This is a genomic window from Streptomyces albiflavescens (assembly GCF_014645835.1).
Classification (GTDB): domain Bacteria; phylum Actinomycetota; class Actinomycetes; order Streptomycetales; family Streptomycetaceae; genus Streptomyces; species Streptomyces albiflavescens.
This window is the reverse complement of record NZ_BMMM01000001.1, coordinates 854576-875145: the sequence shown is the minus strand read 5'-3', so window position 1 is coordinate 875145 and position 20570 is coordinate 854576. Positions and strand designations below refer to the sequence as shown.

Here is a 20570-nt window from a genome sequence, read left to right as displayed (position 1 = left end):
ACCCGCACCCCCTAAGGAGACTTGAGCATGTCTGCACAGCTGAGCGGTGTCCTGACCGCCCTCGCCACCCCCTTCGCGTCGGAAGGGCGGATCGACGACAAGACACTGCGCCGCCTCGTCGATCGCAGCATCGACGGCGGCGTGGACGGCGTGGTGGCCTGCGGTTCCACAGGTGAGTTCGCGGCGATGACCGGAGCGGAACGGCGCCAGATCATCGAGACCGTCGTCGACCAGGCGGCCGGACGTGTGCCGGTCATCGCGCAGACCGGTGCGCTGAGCACCCGGGAAGCGGTCGAACTCTCCCGGCACGCGCAGGACGCCGGGGCTTCGGTCCTGATGGTGGTCACTCCGTACTACGAGCCGCTCACGCTGGACGAGACGCTGCGCTACCTGCGTACGGTCGCCGACGCCGTGGACATCCCGATCATGCTCTACAACCTGCCCGGGGCCACCGGCGTCAACCTCGACCCGGACACCGTCGGGCAGCTGGCCCGCGAGGTCGACAACATCCTGTACATCAAGGACACCAGCGCCGACATGGGCCAGGCCGGGCAGCTGATCCACCGTCACGGCGACGTCATCTCCACCTTCATCGGCTGGGACAGCCTGCTGCTCCAGGCGATCACCGAGGGCGCCGCGGGTGTGATGGCCGGGACCGCAAACGTGATGCCGGCCGAACTCGTCTCGATCCACCGCGCGTTGACCTCCGGCGACCTCGACCGGGCGCGGGCCGAGTGGGCGCGGATCTACCCGCTGATGGACGCGATCATGTCCGCCCCGTTCATCCCGGCCGTCAAGGCGGCCCTGAACGCGACCGGGTTCCCCGTCGGCGAGCCGCGTGAACCGCTCCTTGGGCTCGATGCCGACACCACCGCCAGGATCGCCTCCCTGGTGGAGGCACTGCCGTCACTGACGGCCGCTCACTGAACCATGCGATTCCTCGACGAGCACGACGTCCGTTCCCGCAGCGTCGACTGGCCGGCCCTCTCACACCAAGGAGTCACTGATCATGACCACTGACGCCGCCGTCTCGACGGCCACCGTTCGACGCGTGACCGACGTACGCCCCCTGATCACCGCGGCAGACCTTCCTCCGGCCCGCCACTTCATCGACGGGACCTTCGCCGAGGGCTCAACCGAGCGCGTCGTCGACGTGGTCGACCCCTGTACGGAGAACGTCATCGCCCGCATCCCCGAGGGCACCGCCGAAGACATCGACCGAGCGGTCAGTGCCGCTCTCCAGGCCAAGGCCGGGTGGTCCCGGCTCGTTCCCAAGGAGCGCTCGGAGCTGCTGCACGCCGTCGCCGACCGGCTGGCCGAGCACACCGAGCTCCTGAGCAGGCTGGAGTCGGCGAACACCGGCAAGCCGCTTGCGGTGTCGACGGACGACGTCGGCCAGGCCGTGGACACCTTCCGCTTCATGGCCGGTGCGGTGCGCGCGACCACTTCCCTGGCCGCCGGCGACTACGTCGAGGACCACCTGTCGGTCATGCTGCGCGAACCGCTGGGCGTGATCGGTGTGGTCACCCCGTGGAACTACCCGCTGCTCATGGCGGCCTGGAAGATCGCCCCCATCCTCGGCGCGGGCAACACCCTGGTCCTCAAGCCCTCCGAGCAGACCCCGCTGACCACCCTGAAGTTCGCCGAGCTCGTCGCCGATCTTCTGCCTGCCGGTGTGCTGAACGTGGTGAACGGCTACGGGGCGACCGTAGGTGCCCGGCTCGCCGAGCACCCGGACGTGAACATGATCGCCCTGACCGGCTCGGTCAACAGCGGCCGTGCCGTCGCCCGTGCCGCCGCCGAGAGCCTCAAGCGCGTCCACCTCGAACTCGGCGGCAAGGCACCGGTGGTGGTCTTCGAGGACGCCGATCTGGCGGCCGCGGCATCGGCGTTGCGCGTCGCGGGCTTCTGGAACTCGGGCCAGGAGTGCGGGGCCGCCTGCCGTGTCCTCGTCCACGAGTCGGTCGCCGAACGGTTCGTCGAGCAACTCGTCGGCGAAGTACGGGAACTGATCGTCGGCGAGCCTGCCGCCGGTGAGGACGTCGAGGTCGGCCCGATGGTCTCGAAGGCCCACTTCGAACGGGTCACCGGGTACTTGGAGCGGGCGAAGAAGGAGGGCGTGCGGGTGGCCGTCGGAGGCGGGGCCGTCGACGGACCGGGCTATTTCGTGGCCCCGACCGTCCTGGTCGACGTGCTTGAAGGAGCCGAGGCAGCCCACGAGGAGATCTTCGGCCCGGTGATCACGGTCGAGACCTTCACCGACGAGGAGGAGGCGGTACGGCGGGCCAACGACGTCCCCCTCGGCCTCTCGGCATCGGTGTGGACCGAGAACGCCCGCCGCAGCCACGACATCGCGGCCCGCCTCGACTTCGGAACCGTCTGGGTCAACTCCCATCTGGTGCTGTCCAGCGAAGTCCCCTGGGGCGGCTTCAAGGGCTCCGGCTACGGCCGTGACCTGTCGATCTACGCGCTGGACGACTACTCGCGCACCAAGCACGTCATGCACCACCACGGCCGCTGAAAAACCCCTGGGAGGTGTGGGATGAGCGTCAACGATCCCCTGATGAGTCCGTTCGTCATGAAGAACCTGACCCTGCGCAACCGTATCGTCAGCACGTCCCACGAACCCGCCTACAGCGAGGACGGCCTGCCCAAGGACCGCTACCGGGCCTACCACGTCGAAAAGGCCCGGGGCGGCGTCGCGTTGACCATGATCGGAGGCAGCGCGCTGGTCAGCCGGGACAGCGCGCCCGCCTTCGGCAACCTCCAGCTCTGGAAGGACGAGGCGGAGCCCTGGCTGCGCCGCCTCGCCGACGAGGTCCACGAGCAGGGCGCGGCCGTGATGACCCAGCTCACCCATCTCGGCCACCGCACCAGCAACTACACCGACCACTGGCTCCCGGCCATCTCGGCGAGCAACGTCCGCGAACCCGCGCACCGCGCGTTCACCAAGGCGGCCGAGCAGTGGGACCTGGACCGGGTGCTGAAGGACTTCGTGGTCGTCGCCCAGCGATGTCGGTCCGCGGGCCTCGACGGCATCGAACTCATGGCGTGGGGCCACCTGTTGGACTCGTTCTGGACGCCGTTCTGGAATCACCGCGACGACGAGTACGGCGGCTCGTACGAGAACCGCATGCGCTACCCGCTCCAGGTCATCCGCGCCGTACGGGAAGCAGTGGGCCCCGACTTCGTGATCGGCGCGCGCATGACCTTCGACGAGGAGCGCGAGGGCGGTCTGGAGACCGACGAGGCGCTGCGCATCGCCCAGGACATCACCGAGGCCGGCATCGACTTCATCAGCCTCATCAAGGGCTCGATCGGCACAGACGCCGACCTGGCCCGCACGATCCCGCCGATGTCCACCCCGGCCTCCCCGCACCTGGAGTTCGCCGGCCGGATCAGGCAGAAGCTCTCCGTCCCGGTCATGCACGCCGCCCGCATCAGCGACGTCGCCACCGCACGGTACGCCGTCGCCGAGGGCCTCCTCGATCTCGTCGGCATGACGCGGGCGCTGATGGCCGACCCCGAACTGCCCAACAAGGTCCGCGACGGCCGTACGGACCAGATCCGGCCGTGCGTCGGCGCCAACATGTGCATCGACGGCATCTACGCCTCGGGTGCGGCGTTCTGCATGCACAACCCTTCCACGGGACGGGAGTTGGAGGTCCCTCAGCGCATCGACCGCGCGAGCGTGGTAAAGCGCGTAGCGGTCGTGGGCGCCGGACCCGCCGGCCTGGAGGCATCCAGAGTCCTGGCCGAGCGCGGTCACGACGTGCATCTCTTCGAGGCCGCGGACAAGGTGGGCGGACAGCTGCTGCTTGCCTCACGGGCCCCGCGCCGCCGCGACCTGCGCGGCATCATCGACTGGCGAACCGAGCAGCTCGCTCGTCTGGGCGTTCCGATTTCGTTGAACAGCTACGTCGACGGCCGGGCGCTTCTCCGGCAGGCCTGGGACGTCGTCATGGTGGCGACCGGTGGCACTCCTGCGGCGCCCCGTATTCCTGGAGCGGGTCTGATCCATGACACCTGGGACGTGCTCGGGGGGGTGCGACGGCCGCAGGGGCGTGTGATGGTCTACGACGACCACGGCGGAAACCAGGCACTCGACGCCGTGGAGGCCCTCGTCGCAGAAGGCGCCACCGTCGAGATCGTCACACCGGAGCGAACGCTCTCCCCCGACGTGGGCTCGCTCACGGCATCCGGCTACTTCAACTCACTGGCGGAGAACAGCGTCACGATCACCGTCCTGCGACGGCTGCTCGGGGTCACCGGCACGCCGCAGGGGTTGGCGGCGGAACTCGGCGTGGACGGCTTCGAGTTCCGCGAGCACCGCACTTTCGACGCGGTCGTGGCCGAGTTGGGCACCGATCCCGTCCAGGAACTCTATGACGAACTGCTCGGTTCCTCCAGCAACTTGGGAGCCGTAGACCTGGAGGACCTGCTCGCCCGTCGGCCCCAGTCGGTGGTGCGGAACGAGGACGGTACCTTCCAGCTGTTCCGCATAGGGGATGCGGTGGCGAGCAGAAACGTCCACGCCGCGATGCTGGACGCGGCCCGCCTCTGCCGAACGATCTGAATCCACGGGTCGAACGCACCATCGCCGGGCTCGCATCGGAGCAGACACCGGTCTCTCCTCCGGGCGGGTGCAGCGGAAGGCGCCTGACGGGCAAAAGCCTAGGTCAGGCGCCTTTGCCCGTGCCTTCAGAAGAAGCCGAGCTTCCGCGGCGAGTAAGACACCAGGAGGTTCTTCGCCTGCTGGTGGTACCCGCTCACCATCACCTCTGACCTGCGGCAAAGGGCGGAATCGTCTGCTGCTGAGCCGAGTTGGTCCGCACCCGGTCCGGATCTTGGTCCGTGATCTGCGGTGTTGGCGTGCGAGTCCTGACGCGGGCGGTGCGGTGACTGCGAGTTGGCTTGCGGTGCGTTATCCACACTGCTTCCGCCTGGAGGATGTCGAGCTCGACTGGGCCCGAACGCCGAAATAGAAGTGGTCGGTGCCGGGATGGCTCATCCCGGCGCCGGCTGTTCTTCTCGTACGCTTCCAAATCCACTCGTAGTCCATCGGCGCGCGCCTGGAACGTCGGCGTTCGCCTCCTCGGCGCCCGGCAAGCCTGGCCGACACCCTCGTACTCGGGTGCACTGCGGTGCGGAGACCACGTGGTCTCCATACGAGCCAGGGCGGTTCAGTGTGAGCGATCCTCGCGGAACGGACGCCTACCTCTCTGCCGCCCTCAGACGCTGGGCCGCCGTGTCGCCGCGCCGACCGATCGGTACGACACCTGTCGCGGCGCCGAGGCCGTATGCGGGCATGTCGACGTACACCGATTCGTAGGAGCCTGCCGGGACGATGAACGTCTCGTGCCAGATACCCACATGACCCTTCCCGGCACGTGCTCGTCGGTTGAACGCCGTCCATGCGGGCCGGTGCTCCTTGTCCTGCTGGTGGGCGTAGGCGAGGAGCCGTTCCTTGTCGGACCAGTACTGGACGACGTAGAAGTCTCGGAGGCTGCCGTAGAGCACCTTGTAACCGAGAAGCCCGCTGGTCTTTTCCTGCGACAGTTCACGGAGCATGCGAGGCATCGACATAAATGCCGGCAACCAGCTGGAGAATGCTCGCAGCCGGTTGATCCGTAGCCCGATGTGGAAGACGACGACGTCGCCTTCGGCGGCGGCGGTGTTGCGACCCGGAATCACTTTCTCGGACATGATTCTTCTCTGGCCCTTCTTGCGATGGTTCAGGTCATGGCCGGACGAGTGATCGGGACTTCGAACGAATCACCCAGAAGTGGATCACCAGCCCGATACCCCAGCCCAGAATCGACCACAAGGGCCAGAGGAAGTGGTCGGGTGTGAGAATCGCCCACAGCACAACCTGGGCCACATTGGCGATGATGTACCAGAGAAAGTGGACCCGCAGGCCCCACCTCATGGCCCTTTCGCTCTTCTGCATTTTCCCTCCCATGGTTCATTGGATCGATGCACTTGCGATGACCGGCGGTGCTATTGCGGGAGCGTCTGCTCCTCTACGGCCCTCTCGATGAGGGCCACCGTCGCGCCCGGCCGGGAGACGAACACCATGTGCGAAGCGCCCTCGACCACCTGGGTCTTCGCGCCGGAGCGCTGGGCCATGAACTCCTGCGTGGCCGGTGGGATGATCCTGTCGGCGCCACTGATCAGGTTGTAGTTCGGGATCGTGTGCCATGCCTGCGGACCGGTGGCGGGCTCGCCCAGGGCGGCGCCGGTGGCCGGGCGTTGCGTGATCGAGTAGAGGGCGGCTTCCTCTGCCGACACGTCGGCTGCGAAATGGGGATGAAAGACCTTCGGGTCGATGTAGAGGTCCACCTGTCCGTCGGGCAGCGGCACAGGCTTCAGGGACTCGCCCACGGTGCTGCCCGGGAACCGCTCGACCAGTGCTTGCGCGCTCTCGCCCGTCTCCGGCACGAACGCCGCCAGGTAGACCAGTGCCTTCACGTTCGCGTTTCCCTCGGCGGCAGTGGAGATGACCGCACCGCCGTACGAGTGCCCGACCAGCACGATCGGTCCCTCGATGCTGTCCAGCAGCGCCTTGACGTGGATCGCGTCGAAGGTGAGCCCTCGAAGTGGATTCGGCGCGGCGACCACTGGATAGCCGTCGGCGACAAGCCGCTTGGCGACGGCGTTGAAGCCGCTGCTGTCAGCAAAGGCTCCGTGTACGAGCACGATCGTCGGTTTCCCGCTCACCATGGACCAACCTCTCCTTCGGATGACGGCCGACAAGGACCGGAGCGGGTGTCGGTTCTCCCGTACCGTCCGGCTGACGACCACTTCTTCGAACCCCGCTTGCGGGGAACGTTCGCCGGCGCGACGTCGACCGCCGGAAGTGTCCGGACACGTCGGTCGACGAACCGGAGGCGTGACCGCGGCGACCGTGGTGGGTTTGCGGATGAATTCAGCGAAGAACGACACGGCTCCACACCCTCACGCTCGGCGCAAAGCTACGACGTCGCACTGGACGGGAATGGAATGAGACCGGGACCTGGTTCCGGGTGGCCTTCACTGATCATTCAGTCGACGTCAAGCCGGTTCGGCCAATCTGGGCGCCTCGGAGGACAGATGACTGGGGGGTTGCCGATGGTGTCGGACGAGGAAGCCGATGTGGTGGTGATCGGGTCGGGTATGGGCGGTCTCGCGGCGGCGCGCACGATCGCGCAGTTCGGCGGGAAGCGTGTTCTCGTCCTCGAACAGCACTACACGCTCGGTGGGATGACGCACGAGTTCTCCCGCGCCGGGCGATACCGGTTCGGCACCGGGCTGCATTACATGAGCGCGAGCGCCGGCCCGTTCCTCGGGTTCATGACGGACGGACGGGCGCAGCTTTCGCCCCTGCCGGACGACTACGACGCAATGCACTTCCCGGAGTTCGAGTTCGCCGTCCCCGCCACGAAGGAACGGTTCCGTGCGCGCCTGAAGGAACGGTTCCCCGCCGAGGCCGACGCCATCGACGGCTTCTTCCGGACCACTCGCTGGGCCATGGCCGGGCTGGCCGCGCGCAATGTCTTCGCCTCGTTTCCCGCCGGCGTACGAAAAGCGGGTGCGCCCATCGTCGAGCGGCTCTTCCCGTCGACGTTCCGATCATTGCGGGACCAGGTTTCCCGCAGTTTCCACGATCCGCGTCTGCGGGCCGTTCTGGCCGCGCGCTGGGGGCTGTACGGCACTCCGCCGGCATCGAGCGCGTTCGGCTATCACGCGGCGGTCCCGCTGACCTTCTTCATGGAAGGCACCGCACATCCCGTGGGCGGCCCGCAGGAGCTCAACCGGGTCGTTCTGGAGATCCTTCAGCGGTACGGCGTGGTGCTGCGCTCCCGGCAGAGGGTTCATGAGGTCGTCGTCGAGGGCGGCAAGGTGGCCGGCGTCGACGTCGAGGACACCGCCACCGGGCGCCGCTACCGTGTGCGGACGGACACCGTTGTCTCGGCGGCCGGAGTTCGCAACACGTACCGCCTGATCGGGAAAAGCCACGAACTGACGGAGCTGCCCGAGGAACGGTCGGCGGTCATGCTGTTTCTCGGACTGAACCGGTCGCCGGCCGAGTTCGGGCTGCGCGGCGAGAACCACTGGTTCATGCCGGATCTCGACGAGTACGACAGCATTCATCGCCCTCCGGGGGAAGGCACGCTGTACGTCTCGTTCGCGTCGCTCAACAACCCCGCCGCCCGGTTCCACACGGTGGAGCTGCTGGAACTCGTCGATCCGAAGGTGGTCGACCAGTGGCGCGGGACGCCCGAGAACGACCGGCCGGACAGCTACCGGAAGTTCAAGGACGAGCTGACCGGCCGGCTGATCGCCCGCCTGGACGCACGGTGGCCCGGCTTCCGGGAGACGATCGCATTCGCCGAACTGGCGACGCCGCTGTCGTTCGAGACCTACCAGCACAGCGTGCTGGGCTCCTTCTACGGACTCGCGGCGACTCCCCAGCGGTTGCGCTCGGCTCGGGCGGGATGCCGTACTCCGGTCAAGGGCCTCGTCGTGGCCGGGCAGGATGCCTGGGGGTCCGGCGTGGTGGGGGCGCTGGCGGGCGGGCTGATGGCGGCGAACGCTGTCCTGAAACCGCGGCAGCTCGGGACGATGTGGCAGGCCATCCGTTCCTGCGCGGTGGCCCGCGATTCGGCCACGCCCTGGGAGGGCTATCTGCGTGTGGCCGGCATCGAGGTGCTGACTCCGACGGTCCGGAGGATCCGCTTCGAACCCCTGGACGGGGACACGATGCCGTTCGCGTTCGCCGCCGGGCAGTACGTGAAGGTCGCCCTGCCCGTCGCCGTCGAGCCGATCGAACGGTCGTACTCGATCTGCAGCAGCCCCGGGGAGAGCGGCTTCGTGGAGATCGCTGTGAAGCACGAGCCGGACGGCCTGGGTTCGGGATTCCTGCATGAGGAACTGGAGGCTGGGCTGGCGTTGCGGGTGAGCGGCCCGCACGGTGAGTTCACCTGGGATCCAGGCACCGAGGCGGACACACTCCTGCTCATCGCCGGGGGCGTCGGGATCACCCCGCTGATGAGTGTCCTGCTCGCGGCCGCCGACGCCGGTCACACGGGGCGGATCGTCTTGCTGGCGAGCTACCGGACCGAGGACGAGGTGCTGTTCGGGCCGGAGATCGCGGCGCTGCGGTCCCGGCTGCCGGGGCTGGCGGTGTCGATCTTCGTCACCGAACGGGAGGGACGGATCGGTCTGGACGAGCTGCGGCCCCACGTAGGCCTGACGACCCGCGTGCACCTGTGCGGGCCGGCGCCCATGATGCAGGACCTGATCGGCCGCCTGACAGAACTGGGGGTGCCGCGAGAGGCCATCCACACCGAGGCGTTCGTGTCGGGCCGGAGCAAGGAGACCCGCCGGGAGAAGGCGCACGCCATCGCCGTCGCCGCCGCGGCGGCCGGTGTCACCGAGTTCATGATCGGTACGGTCGGCAGTGCCCCGGCGTTCCCGTGCAGCCCCGGGCAGACGGTCCTTGACGCCGCCAACGCCGTCGGCGTCGCGTTGCCCCAGTCGTGCGGCGAAGGCGCTTGCGGTACCTGTCGGGTGCGGGTGCTCTCCGGCGCCTACGAGACCGACGACCGGGGGATGTTCTCCGCCGACGAGTTGGCGGCGGGCTGGCGGCTGGCCTGCCAGACACTGCCCACCGAGGACCTGGTGATCGGCCAGTAGGACGGGCCGGCCGCGGTCACTGTCCGCGCCGTCCCGTCGACAGCACGACGGACAACGGCTTCTGACTCCAGCCTGTCCATTCCAGTGGCACCCGGCGCGTTGCCCCGCTGAAGAACCTGCCGCGATCACTGCTGTCGCCTCTCGTCGTTTGCCTGGCCCTTCCGGCCGGCCATTGGCAGTAGTCGCTTTCCCTGCCGCGCGACGTCGGTCACCACGGGCAGCGGATGGCAAGGAGGGCGACCCGGGACTGGGAATGGAAAATGGAATGGCCTCCTCCGACGCATCTCTGCGTCTGCAGGTTCTCGGTCCGCTACGGGTCTGGCGAGACGGTGTGGAACTAGACGCCGGTCCGCCGCAGCAGGCGTATCTGCTCGCCGTTCTCCTCGCCCGTGCGGGCGAGCCGGTCAGCATCAGCGAGTTGGTCGACCTGATCTGGGCCGAGGACGTCCCGGCCTCGGCGGTCAACATCCTCCAGAAGTATGTCGGCGCGCTGCGGCGGCTGCTGGAGCCGGCGTTGCCCGCGCGTGAACCCGGCTCGTACCTGCAGCGTCGCGGTAGCGCGTACCTGTTCGTGGCTGCCCCCGGGACACTGGACGTCGTCAGGTTCCGTGAGCTGGTCGAAGCGGCCGAGGCCGGCGTCGCGGAGCAGCGGCTCGCTGCGGCACTCGACGGGTACTTGGAAGCGGTGGGGCTCTGGCACGGCTCGGCCGGCGACGGGGTCGCCTACGGCTCGACCGGTATGGCGATCTTCGCCGGGCTGGACGGCGAGTTCCGCCACGCCTGCGTGGCGGCAGCCGAGTTGGCGATAAGGCTCGGCCAGCCTGAACGTGTGCTCCAGTCCTTGCACATGGCCGCCCGGATGGCGCCGTTGCACGAGAGAGTGCAGGCGAGTCTCATCGCCGCCCTGGCTGCCGCCGGCCAGCCGGCCGAGGCGCTGTCGGTGTTCCGGACCGTCCGCGCCCGGCTGGCCGAGGAACTGGGCGTCGACCCCGGCCCGGCACTGGTGGCCGCTCACCTGCGTGTGCTGGAACGGGCACCGGCTGAGGAAATGCCCTATGAACGGCCTGCGGCACCCACCACCGGGGCGTCGACTACCGACTGCTTGGTCGGCCGGGCCGAGGAACTGGCGGTGGTGCGGCATGCGGTGGAATCGGCACTCGCCGGATCGACGGGGCTTGTGCTCGTCGAAGGAGAACCCGGAGTGGGCAAGACCCGCCTGCTCGAGGAGGCCGGTGCCGAGGCGAACCGGCGTGGCGCGCTCGTTGTCCGGGGCCACTGCCTGCCGGGGGACGGCACGCCGTCGATGTGGCCGTGGGCGCAGGTCATCAGCGCGCTCCTGGACGACGTGCCGGCCGCGGCGCGCGAGGACTGGCAGGCGGGCGAACTCGGTCGTCTCGTGACACCGCGCGGCAGCGGCCACACGACGTCGGCCCTGCCGGACAGCGGCGTCCGGTTCCGCTTCTTCGAGCAGGCTGTCGCGCTCGTCCGCCAGGTATCGGCGCGGCGACCCGTGGTGCTCGTCGTCGACGACCTTCAGTGGGCCGATGCCGCCTCGCTGGAGCTGCTCGGTCACCTGATGGCTCGGCTGCCGGCCGGCACCGCCGTGATCGGGGCGCTCCGCGACCGTGCGCCCGCGCCGAGCTCGGAACTGGGGCGGATGCTCGCCGCGGCGAGTCGGCTGCCCGGTCACCGCAGGATCCCGCTCGGCCCGCTGGGCCCGGCCGAGGTGGCCGAACTCGTCCGCCGTGAGACGGGGCAGGACCCGGGCCCGGGTGCCACGCGCCTCATCCACATCCGCACCGCCGGCAACCCCTTCTTCGTCCGCGAGCTGTCCCGGTTTCTCGCCGACGGCGATGTCCTCACGGAGGCCACCGCGGCCCGGACCGCGGTACCGGCCACTGTCCGGGATGTCGTTCGCGACCGGATGTCCGGACTGGGTGCTGACGCCAGGAGCCTGTTGCAGATCGCCGCGCTCATCGGCCGTACCGTCGACCTCGCTCTCCTTGCCCGCACCGCCGGTCTGGACCACCAGACGTGTCTGGACCGCCTGGAGGCGTGCGAAGGGCTGGGCCTGCTCGAACCTTCGCCCGGCGACCCCTACTCGTTCGGATTTCCGCACGACCTGGTCCGCGAATCGGTGGTCGAGACCATATCGTCGCCGCGCGCGGCCCGGCTGCATCTGCTGGTCGCCGACGCCCTGGAGCACAGGGCCGCGGACATCGAACTGGTGGCCGAGCGCCTCGCCCATCACTTGTGGTCTGCCGGGCCGCTCGCGGATCCGGCCCGAACCGCGACCGCGCTCGTCCGGGCCGGCCGCTGCGCCGCAGCCAAGCTGGCGCTCGAGGCAGCCGCGCGCCCGCTTCACTCGGCCGCGCGGGTGGCACGCACAGCGGGCCTGGCGGAGTTGGAGCTGGCTGCCCTGTCACTGTTCACCGCGGTGGACGGCATGCGGGCGGGATACGTGGGCTCGGCGGTCGATCTGCTGGAGCGGGCCGAACACCTTTCCCGTGGGCTGAACCGGGAACGGGAGGCCGCCGACTTCCTCTTCTCCCGCTGGGCCGCGTACGCCCAGGGCATACAGCTGGACCGCGCCGGCCGGTTGGCCGGCCAGTTGCTGGCGCAGGGGGAGGCGTCCGACAACTCTGCCGTGCGCGCCTACGGCTGGTACGCCTGGGGCATTCACCAGTGGGGTGTCGGCAACATCGGAGAGGCGTTCCGGTACCTGAGCCGGACCGACTGGACCGTTCTGGACGACCTGGCCCACCATGAGGAGGACCCGCTCCGGCGCGATCTGCGACTGCTCGCGGCCGGGATGCTCGCGATGATGACCGCACTGCACGGGGACGTCGACGGGGCACTGGCTCAGCTCGCCACGATGGAGGCCGCCGCGGGAGGCGACCCCTACGCGATCACGGTCTGGGCGGCGTTCTCCGCAAGAGTCGCGGCTTTGATCGGCGACCCGGCGCGGGCGCTGCGCGCGGCCGAGTGCGGGATCGCCGTGGACCCCGCGTTCTCGTTCGGCTTCCTCGGCGCCTACCAACGGCTGGCCCGCTGCTGGGCGCGCGCCGTGACCGGCGAGGACCCGGCCGGCGCAGCCGCAGAGGCGCAGGATCTGATCGTCGCGTCGCTCTCCGACCCGCCACGCTCGGGCCTGGCCACCTGGTACGGGCTCCTCAGCGAGATGTGGCTGGCAGCCGGAAAGCTGGACGAGGCCGACGCGGCGCTCGACCGGGCGGACTCGGCCATCGAAACGTACGGCCAGCGCTACGCCGAAAGCCTGCTGCTTCTGCTCCGGGCACGGGTGCTGCAGGCACGCGGCGAGCCGACCGCCACCTTTCGGGCCGTTGCCGAGCGGGCGCACGCACTGTCCGTCGATCGCGAGGCCCACCTGTTCGCCCGCCGTGCCGGGGAACTGTTGGCCGAGCTTGCGGACAACACAACCCGCTGACATCCGTGTTCACGACGCCGACGGCCGGTGAGCGAGGCCGGCCCGCGCACACGGCACGGCAGATCCACGTACTTGACGAGGACTGCACAGCGCCTGGACGCGCCGCCCGACGCGCGCTGGGGCGCCGTCCGAGGCACGTCAAGAACACGCAATCGGCGTAGTGGTGACCGGAGCAGCCTCTGCACTGCGTGGATCTGGGACGGAACTCCCTCTGGAACCTTGCTGCTCGGCGATCGGCAGTTCGGTCGCGCCGGCAGAGGTGGCCGAGGCCGAATCACACCGGGCCCCCGCAGATCGGCACGTGGACCGGCCGCGGGCCGCCGACGCATCGGTACCGGCCGATCGGGAACCTGGTTCCGCCACGACAGCACCGCCCAGCGGTCGCCCCGGCGGATGGACCCAGGCCGCAAAGCAACCGTAAAGTGGCTACGCCGCAGCCGATCGTGGTCGGCCCGTGAGTGGGGGTAGGGGTGGGGATGGCTTCCTCCGGCGGACATCTGCGTCTGCAGATTCTCGGTCCGTTGCGGATCTGGCGGGACGGCGTCGAACTGGACGCTGGGCCTCGGCAGCAGTCGTACCTGCTCGCGGTGCTGCTCGCCCGTGCGGGCAAGCCGATCAGTACGAGCGAGTTGGTCGACCTGATCTGGGCCGAGGACGCTCCCGCGTCGGCCGTGAACATTCTCCAGAAGTACGTCGGCGCGTTGCGACGGCTGCTCGAGCCTCTGCTGCCCGCCCGCGAAGCCGGATCGTTCCTCCACCGTCGCGGGAATTCCTACCTTTTCGCCGCCGGCCCCGCCACGCTGGACCTCGTCGCCTTCCGAGAACTCGTCGATGCCGCCAGGGCCGCGCTGACTCGGCACGATCACGAGGCGGCCCTCGATCACTACGTCGGAGCGCTCGTGCTCTGGCATGGCCCGGCGGGCGACGGCATCGCCGACGGGACCATCGCCACGACGGTCTTCGCCGCACTCGACAACGAGTTCTACGACGCGTGCACGGCGGCGGCGGAGCTCGCCGTGTCGCTGGGCCAACCGGAGCGGGTGCTTGCGGCTCTACAACTGGCCGCATCGATGGCACCGTTCAACGAACCCGTGCTGGCCGGTCTCGTCGGCGTTCTCGGCGCTGCCGGACGCCAGGCGGAGGCGCTGTCGGTGTTTCGTCAGGTCCGTGACCGGCTCGCCGAGGAGCTCGGCATCGACCCGGGTCCGGCGCTGGAGGACGCACAGCGGCGGATTCTCGCGCAGCCCCTGGCGTCGCCGCTTGTGCGGAAGGCGGACGAGGAGGTCGGGCCGACCACGGCGGCCACCTTGATCGGCCGGACCGAGGAACTCGCCACGCTGCGGCGCATCGTGGAGCGCGCACTCGCCGGCGACACCGCGATCGGCGTTGTCGAAGGCGAACCGGGCGCAGGCAAGACCCGGCTGCTGGAGGAGGCCGCCGTCGTGGCGGGCCGGCTGGGCGCACTCACCGTCTGGGGCTCCTGCCTGGAGGGCGACGGGACACCGGCGATGTGGCCATGGGAGCAGGCACTGAGCCAGGTCGTCCACAGTCTGCCCGCTCCGGCGAGCGAACAGTGGCTCACCGGCGGGCTGGGAAGCCTCCTCGCGGCGCGGGACGACGCAACCCGGGAACTTCCCGACGGCAACGCCCAGTTCCGGCTGTTCGAACAGGTCGTCGCCCTCGTCGGACAAGCCTCGGCGCGGCGGCCGACGCTCCTGATACTCGATGACCTCCAATGGGCCGACGCCACCTCCCTGCAGTTGTTGCAACACCTGGCGGGGCGGCTGCCCCACGGCACCGCGATCATCGGCGCGCTACGTGACCGCGCACCCGCACTCAGCCCGGACCTCTCCCGGGTGCTGGCCGCTGCCAGCCGGCGGCCCGGCCACCGGAGGTTCCGGCTCGGCCCGCTCGGTCCGGCCGACGTGGCCGAACTCATCCGCCACGAGGCCGGCCAGGATCCCGGCGACGCCGTCGCCCGCGCCATCCACGCCCGCACCTCCGGCAATCCGTTCTTCGTCCGCGAACTGTCCCGGCTCCTCAGCGGCGCCGGCGCGATCGGCGACGGCGACACGTCCGCATCGGCCGGGGTCCCCTCCACCGTCCACGACGTCGTCCGCGACCGGATGGCCGGGCTCGACGACCGCGCCCGCGACCTGCTGCAGGTGGCCGCGCTCATCGGCCGCGACGTCGACCTCAGGCTGCTGTCCCGCGCCACCGGTGTGGACGTCGCGGACTGTCTCCATCGCCTGGAACCGCTGCATACCCTCGGGCTGCTCGAACCCGGGCCGCAGGACCCGTCCTCGCTCCGCTTCGCGCACGACCTGGTTCGCGAGTCGGTCTCCGAGACCGCGACGACACAGCAGGTCACCCAGCTGCATCTGCGCGTCGCGGACGCGCTCGAACAGATCCACGCCGACGACGAGGACGTCGCCGAACGCCTCGCGTACCACCTGTGGGCCGCCGGCCCCCTCGCCGAACCCGTTCGCACCGCGGAGGCGCTGATCCGCGCCGGGCGCCGCGCGGCGGCCAAGCTTGCCTTCGAGTCCGCCAATCGACAGCTGCGCTCCGCCGTACAGGTCACCCGGGCCTCCGGACTCATGGAGCTGGAGTTCTCCGCCCTCACGCTGCTCGCCATCGTCGTCAGACGACAGTCGGGGTACGACGCGTCGACATTCGATCTGCTGGGGCGGGCCGAATACCTGGCCCGCACCCTCGGCCGGGAGGCGGAGGCCGCCGACTTCCTCTTCATCCGTCTGATGGGCGCCTACACCTCCATGGAGAAGGGCCGCGGGCAGTTGGCCCGCCGCATGCACGAGCTCGGTCAGGCGTCCTCCGCTCCCGCCGTCCGACGCTACGGCCGGCAGGCCTGGGGCCTGCATCAGTGGGACATCGGCAACATCGGCGAGGCGTACCGGTCCTTGAGCAAGGAGGATGTCGCCGCCGCCGGCGGCACCGTAGCCCCGGACGAAGAGACACCGCTCCGGCGGGACGGCAGCGTTCCCGGGGAAGGACCCGGCTGGCGGGCGGTCATGACCGCGCTGCACGGTGATGTCGACACGGCGCTGGCCTTCGTCGACACCTGGGACACCCCGGGGGACCCGTACGCGGCCTCGGTCTGGGTCTACTACACGACCATGATCGCTTCCATGGCCGGGGACGCGGAAACGGCACGGCGAGCCGGCGAGCGGTGGGTCGCCGCCGGCCTCGCCCGCCTCAGCGCCCACATCGACCACTACATCCGGCAGTTCTGGTGCTGGGCACGTGCCCTCACCGGCGAGGATCCGGCCGACGCCGCGGCCGAGGCCGAGGAACTCCTGGCAGCCCACCTGCTCGATCCGCCGCAATGGGGCATCGCCTACCACTACGCACTGATCGCCGAGATGTGGCTGGCGGCCGGATCGCCCGATCGGGCCGACGCCGCTCTCGACCGAGCCGACCAGGCGATGTGGGACTACGGCCAGCGTTATGCCGAAGGGCTGCTCCTGCTGCTGAAGGCGCGCCTGCTGCAGGCCCGCGGTGCACCCCTCACCGCTGTCCGGGCCGCCGCCCAATGGGCCTACACGCAATCCACCGCATGTGAGGCGCACCTGTTCGCGCGACGCGCCGAACGACTCCTCTCAGGACCTGGAGGCAATGCGTGACCGCAGGCCCTGAGGAACAGAGCGGGCTGACGGCCCTGGCCCGTGGGCTCTCGGCGCCGAAGGGATTCGTCGACGCCAGCCTGGCCGCCCCTGCCCCCGGAACGATTCGCCTGCTGGGTGGCATCCCTGCGCCTGCGGCTTTGCCGGTCGAGGCGATCGGCAAGGCATCGGCGCAGCTCTGGCAGGCCCCCGACGCCGCGGTCGCGAGCCTGCAGTATTCGCCGGCGCGTGGATCCGCCGCGCTGTGCGACTGGATCGCGAAACGGGAGGGCGTTGACCCGAGCCGGATCGTGGTGACGAACGGTGGCATGCACGGCCTCGCACTGGCGGTGCTGACCGTGGTCGAGCGCGGTGCCACCGTCGCGGTGGACGATCCGGTGTTCCCGGGTTTCCTGTGGGCCCTGGAGGTATCGACGACGCGGACCCTGCCGGTACCGGTCGTGGCCGACGGCTTCGATGTCGAACACCTCGCCCGGCGGCTCGCCACCGGCGCCCGGGTCGCCGCGGCCTACACCGTGCCCGACTTCCACAACCCCGCCCAGGTCAGTCTCTCGGCGCCGAAGCGGCAGGCACTGATCGAGCTCGCCGAGCGGTACGGCTTCTACGTGATCGTCGACAATCCGTACCGCGAACTGCGCTTCGCCGGCCAGGACCAGGGTGTCGCGGTCTTCAACCAGTCGGACCGGGCGATCCACGTCAACACCTTCACCAAGACCCTCGGCCCCGGCTGGCGCGTGGGCTGGCTGGTGCTGCCGGACCACCTCGTGGACCCGGTGATCCGGCTGCGCAACCGCCTCGACGTACACACGTCCTCGGTGGCCCAGGCGATCATCGAACGGCTGCTCACCGACGACGCCGATTGGTTCGACGGGATCGTGCGCGGCGCCACCGCGCTGTACGAAGAACGCGCCGGCGTGCTGATCGACGCCCTGCAGGAACAACTCCCGGGCGCCCTCGACATCGTGGCTCCCGAAGGCGGGCTGTTCCTCTGGCCGCGGCTCACCGACGACGCCGTGGACCCCGCGGCGCTGTTCCAGCGGGCGGCCGCCCACGGTGTGATCTACCAGCCGGGCGAGTTCTTCGCGGCGGACCCCCGGCGGCGGTCTTCGGCCCGGCACCTGCGGTTGTCCTACAGCGACCGCACTCCGGAAGAACTGCGCGAGGCCGTACGCCGACTGGCCCTGGCCTTCTGAGGGCGCAAGCGAGTAACGACAGTCCCCTACGGCAGATTCCCGGAAGGCCGCTCATGACCAACGTTCGGCTCCCCCTCCGCGCACTCGTCCCGTTCGCCGCCGGTTCGGTCGGCATGGGCATCTGGGTCACCGTGCCGGGCATCTTCCTGCTGTACTTCCTGACCGACGTCCTGGCCGTGCCGCCGCAGACGGCCGGCCTCGCACTGCTGCTGCCCAATGTCGCCGACATAGTGCTGCACCCGTGGGTGGGCCGGATCTCCGATGCAAACCTGGCCGGCCGCGGCCACCGCCGGCAACTGATGTTGGTCGGCTCCGTCGTGGTGCTCGCCTTCGTGGCCATGTTCGCCGTGCCGTCGGACCTGCACGGGACGACCGCCGCGATATGGGTCTCGGTGGCGCTGGTCGCCGGCAACCTGCTCTACTCGTGCTACCAGGTTTCCTACCTCGCCACCCCGGCCGACCTGGGCATCGGCTACCACGAGCGGACCCGCCTCATGGGCTACCGCAATGTCGTGATCACCGTGAGCGTCCTGCTCGCCGGAGTGGCCGCGCCGGTGGTCGCCGGTGATGATCCGGGCGTCGGCGATTACACGAGAATGGCCCTGCTGCTCGGGTTGGTCATGTTTGCGGCGATGCTGGTCGGCATCACCGGCGTCGCGCGCCTCAACCAGGCTGCGCCGGGCACCTCGGCCGAGCCGGGGCACCGGGGCGGGCTGCTGGTGGCGCTGCGCGACCGGCAGTTCCGTGCGCTGACCGCGTCCTATCTGACCGTCGCGATCACGATGAACCTGGTACTGGCCGCCATGCCGTACTTCGCCGAGTACGAGCTGGGCCGCTCCGCGCTCACGACCGTGCTCATCGCGGCGTTCATGGCGCCGGCGGTCCTGACCACGCCCCTGTGGGTACTGGTGGCCCGGCGTCTCGGCAAGCAGCGCAGCCTGCTCGCCGCCCAGGCCGCGTTCGTGGCCGGCTCGCTGGTGCTGGCACTGGGCGCCGCGGCCGGCCTGCCCCTGCTGATCGCAGCCGTGGCGGTGCTGGGCGTCGCGTTCGCCGCGATGCAACTGATGCCGCTGTCGATGGTGCCCGACGTCATCGCCGCCGCCGGGCCGACGGGTAGTGCCAGTGCGGGCAGTTACACCGGCGTGTGGACCGCCGCCGAGGCCACCGGCGGCGCATTGGGGCCGTACGTGTACTCGGCCTGCCTGGCTGCGGGCGGGTTCGTGGCCAGTACCGCAGGCGAGCACACCACGCAGTCTTCCGGCGCGCTGGCGGCCGTTCGCTACGGCTTCACCTTGGTGCCGGCCGTGCTCATGACGATCGCCATCGTGCTGCAACGCCGGTACACCTTGGACAAGCACGCCCACACTGAGGCGCCGCGTGCCGTTGAAGTATCCCCGTGATCGCGGACTCTTGATCGTCACGCTGCGCGGGCGGCGGCGTTGTCGAAACATGATCCGCTGCGCCCGCAACTCCGCCGTAGCCCAAGCTCACTTGTTCGGTTGGTGCCGCTCGGCACGACTTGACCCCGAGGGGCACCGACTCAGTGTCTGTCACTCAATTTCGCCGACGGGTATTTCACCGACGCGTATTCCGGCTTTGTGCGAAGGCAGCTTCGCTCCTTATCGGCTACATGTCCGCAGGCTGCTTCGACGTGCTTGACAACAACGGAACTGATGGTGAAGCGGCCCCGGGAGCGCGCCCGGATTTCTGTTCAGTGCTCGTCAAGTAACCGGTTCTACGCTGACCCGCGATCACCACTGAGAACACCGGATACCGAAGGGCATATATCGATGACGACAACTCGCCGGGGGCTGTTGGCCGGATCCGCCGCGGTCGTGGTGGGCGCCGCACTCGACGCGCCCGCCGCGCAGGCACACACCGGAAGCGGCAGTGGCAGCGGCCAGAAGCCCACCGTAGTACTCGTGCACGGCGCGTTCGCCGACGCCTCCGGCTGGAACGGGGTCGCCTCCCGGCTCATTCGCGACGGCTATCCGGTCATCGCACCGCCCAACCCACTGCGCAGCGTGGCCTCCGACTCCGCCTATCTGGCCGGCATCCTCGCGACCCTCAGCGGCCCGCTCGTCCTCGTCGCGCACTCCTACGGCGGGATCGTCGTCACGAACGCCGCGACCGGCAACCCGAACGTGAAGGCGCTGGTCTACGTGGCCGCGTTCGTGCCCGATCAGGGTGAGACGCTGCTGGGCCTGCAGACGAAGTACCCGGGAAGCAGGCTCAGCGAGGAGGCGCTGGACTTCCGTCCCTACGGTGAGGGCCTCGTCGACGGCTACATCAAGAAGGAGCTCTTCCACGACGTGTTCGCCGGGGACCTGCCGAAGGCGACCACCGAGCTGATGTGGGCCGGCCAGCGGCCGGCGGACGTGCGCACCCTCGGGGAGCCGTCCGGCGCCCCTGCCTGGAAGACCATTCCGTCCTGGTACCTCGTGGGCCGCGACGACCAGGTGCTGCCCCCGGCGGCGCAGCGGTTCATGGCGCGCCGGGCCGGCGCACACACCTTCGAGGCCGACACCTCGCATGTCGCGATGATCGCGCAGCCCGCGGCGACGGCCGCCCTCATCAAGCGCGCCGCGCGCTGACACCACCAAGCCG

General features: G+C 69.7%; 12 protein-coding genes. 9 read left to right on the top strand and 3 right to left on the bottom strand.

Annotated features, from left to right (window positions below; genetic code table 11):
* Positions 1-27 precede the first annotated feature (27 nt).
* From dapA to IEY95_RS03695, 3 genes are all read left to right on the top strand, one after another.
* Positions 28-927: a 4-hydroxy-tetrahydrodipicolinate synthase gene (gene dapA, locus IEY95_RS03705; RefSeq protein ID WP_189184337.1), complete on the top strand. Its 900-nt coding sequence runs from the start codon at positions 28-30 to the stop codon at positions 925-927.
* Positions 928-1009: 82 nt separating this feature from the next.
* Positions 1010-2521, top strand: coding sequence for an aminobutyraldehyde dehydrogenase (locus tag IEY95_RS03700; RefSeq protein ID WP_189184336.1), 1512 nt, complete (start codon positions 1010-1012; stop codon positions 2519-2521).
* 21 nt (positions 2522-2542) lie between these two features.
* The gene (locus IEY95_RS03695) at positions 2543-4576 is read left to right on the top strand and encodes an oxidoreductase (protein WP_189184335.1); all 2034 of its coding nucleotides are present in this window, start codon (positions 2543-2545) and stop codon (positions 4574-4576) included.
* A 638-nt stretch (positions 4577-5214) separates the two neighbouring features.
* Here the strand turns inward: IEY95_RS03695 and IEY95_RS03690 are convergent.
* The 3 genes from IEY95_RS03690 to IEY95_RS03680 are packed head-to-tail and all read right to left on the bottom strand — an operon-like array spanning position 5215 to position 6723.
* Positions 5215-5706: a DUF4188 domain-containing protein gene (locus IEY95_RS03690; RefSeq protein ID WP_189184334.1), complete on the bottom strand. Its 492-nt coding sequence runs from the start codon at positions 5704-5706 to the stop codon at positions 5215-5217.
* A gap of 34 nt (positions 5707-5740) precedes the next feature.
* A complete protein-coding gene (locus IEY95_RS03685; protein ID WP_189184333.1) occupies positions 5741-5950 on the bottom strand; it encodes a 2TM domain-containing protein in 210 nt (69 codons plus the stop codon).
* A gap of 50 nt (positions 5951-6000) precedes the next feature.
* On the bottom strand, positions 6001-6723 hold the full coding sequence (locus IEY95_RS03680) for an alpha/beta fold hydrolase (protein ID WP_189184332.1): 723 nt from the start codon (positions 6721-6723) through the stop codon (positions 6001-6003).
* A gap of 369 nt (positions 6724-7092) precedes the next feature.
* Between IEY95_RS03680 and IEY95_RS03675 the strand changes: the two genes are divergently transcribed.
* From IEY95_RS03675 to IEY95_RS03650, 6 genes are all read left to right on the top strand, one after another.
* Positions 7093-9678, top strand: a complete 2586-nt coding sequence (locus tag IEY95_RS03675; protein WP_189184331.1) for an FAD-dependent oxidoreductase — start codon at positions 7093-7095, stop codon at positions 9676-9678.
* Between the two features lie 265 nt (positions 9679-9943).
* Complete coding sequence (locus IEY95_RS03670; RefSeq protein WP_189184330.1) at positions 9944-13126, top strand: ATP-binding protein; 3183 nt, start codon at positions 9944-9946, stop codon at positions 13124-13126.
* Positions 13127-13602: 476 nt separating this feature from the next.
* Positions 13603-16770: an ATP-binding protein gene (locus tag IEY95_RS03665; RefSeq protein WP_189184329.1), complete on the top strand. Its 3168-nt coding sequence runs from the start codon at positions 13603-13605 to the stop codon at positions 16768-16770.
* Positions 16767-17963, top strand: coding sequence for an aminotransferase-like domain-containing protein (locus tag IEY95_RS03660; RefSeq protein WP_189184328.1), 1197 nt, complete (start codon positions 16767-16769; stop codon positions 17961-17963). Before IEY95_RS03665 ends, IEY95_RS03660 begins: the two co-directional genes overlap by 4 nt.
* 53 nt (positions 17964-18016) lie before the next feature.
* Positions 18017-19363 carry an MFS transporter gene (locus IEY95_RS03655; RefSeq protein ID WP_189184327.1) on the top strand — a complete coding sequence of 449 codons (1347 nt, stop codon included), beginning with the start codon at positions 18017-18019 and terminating at the stop codon, positions 19361-19363.
* Between the two features lie 390 nt (positions 19364-19753).
* Positions 19754-20557 carry an alpha/beta fold hydrolase gene (locus IEY95_RS03650; protein ID WP_189184326.1) on the top strand — a complete coding sequence of 268 codons (804 nt, stop codon included), beginning with the start codon at positions 19754-19756 and terminating at the stop codon, positions 20555-20557.
* The last annotated feature ends 13 nt before the right edge of the window (positions 20558-20570 follow it).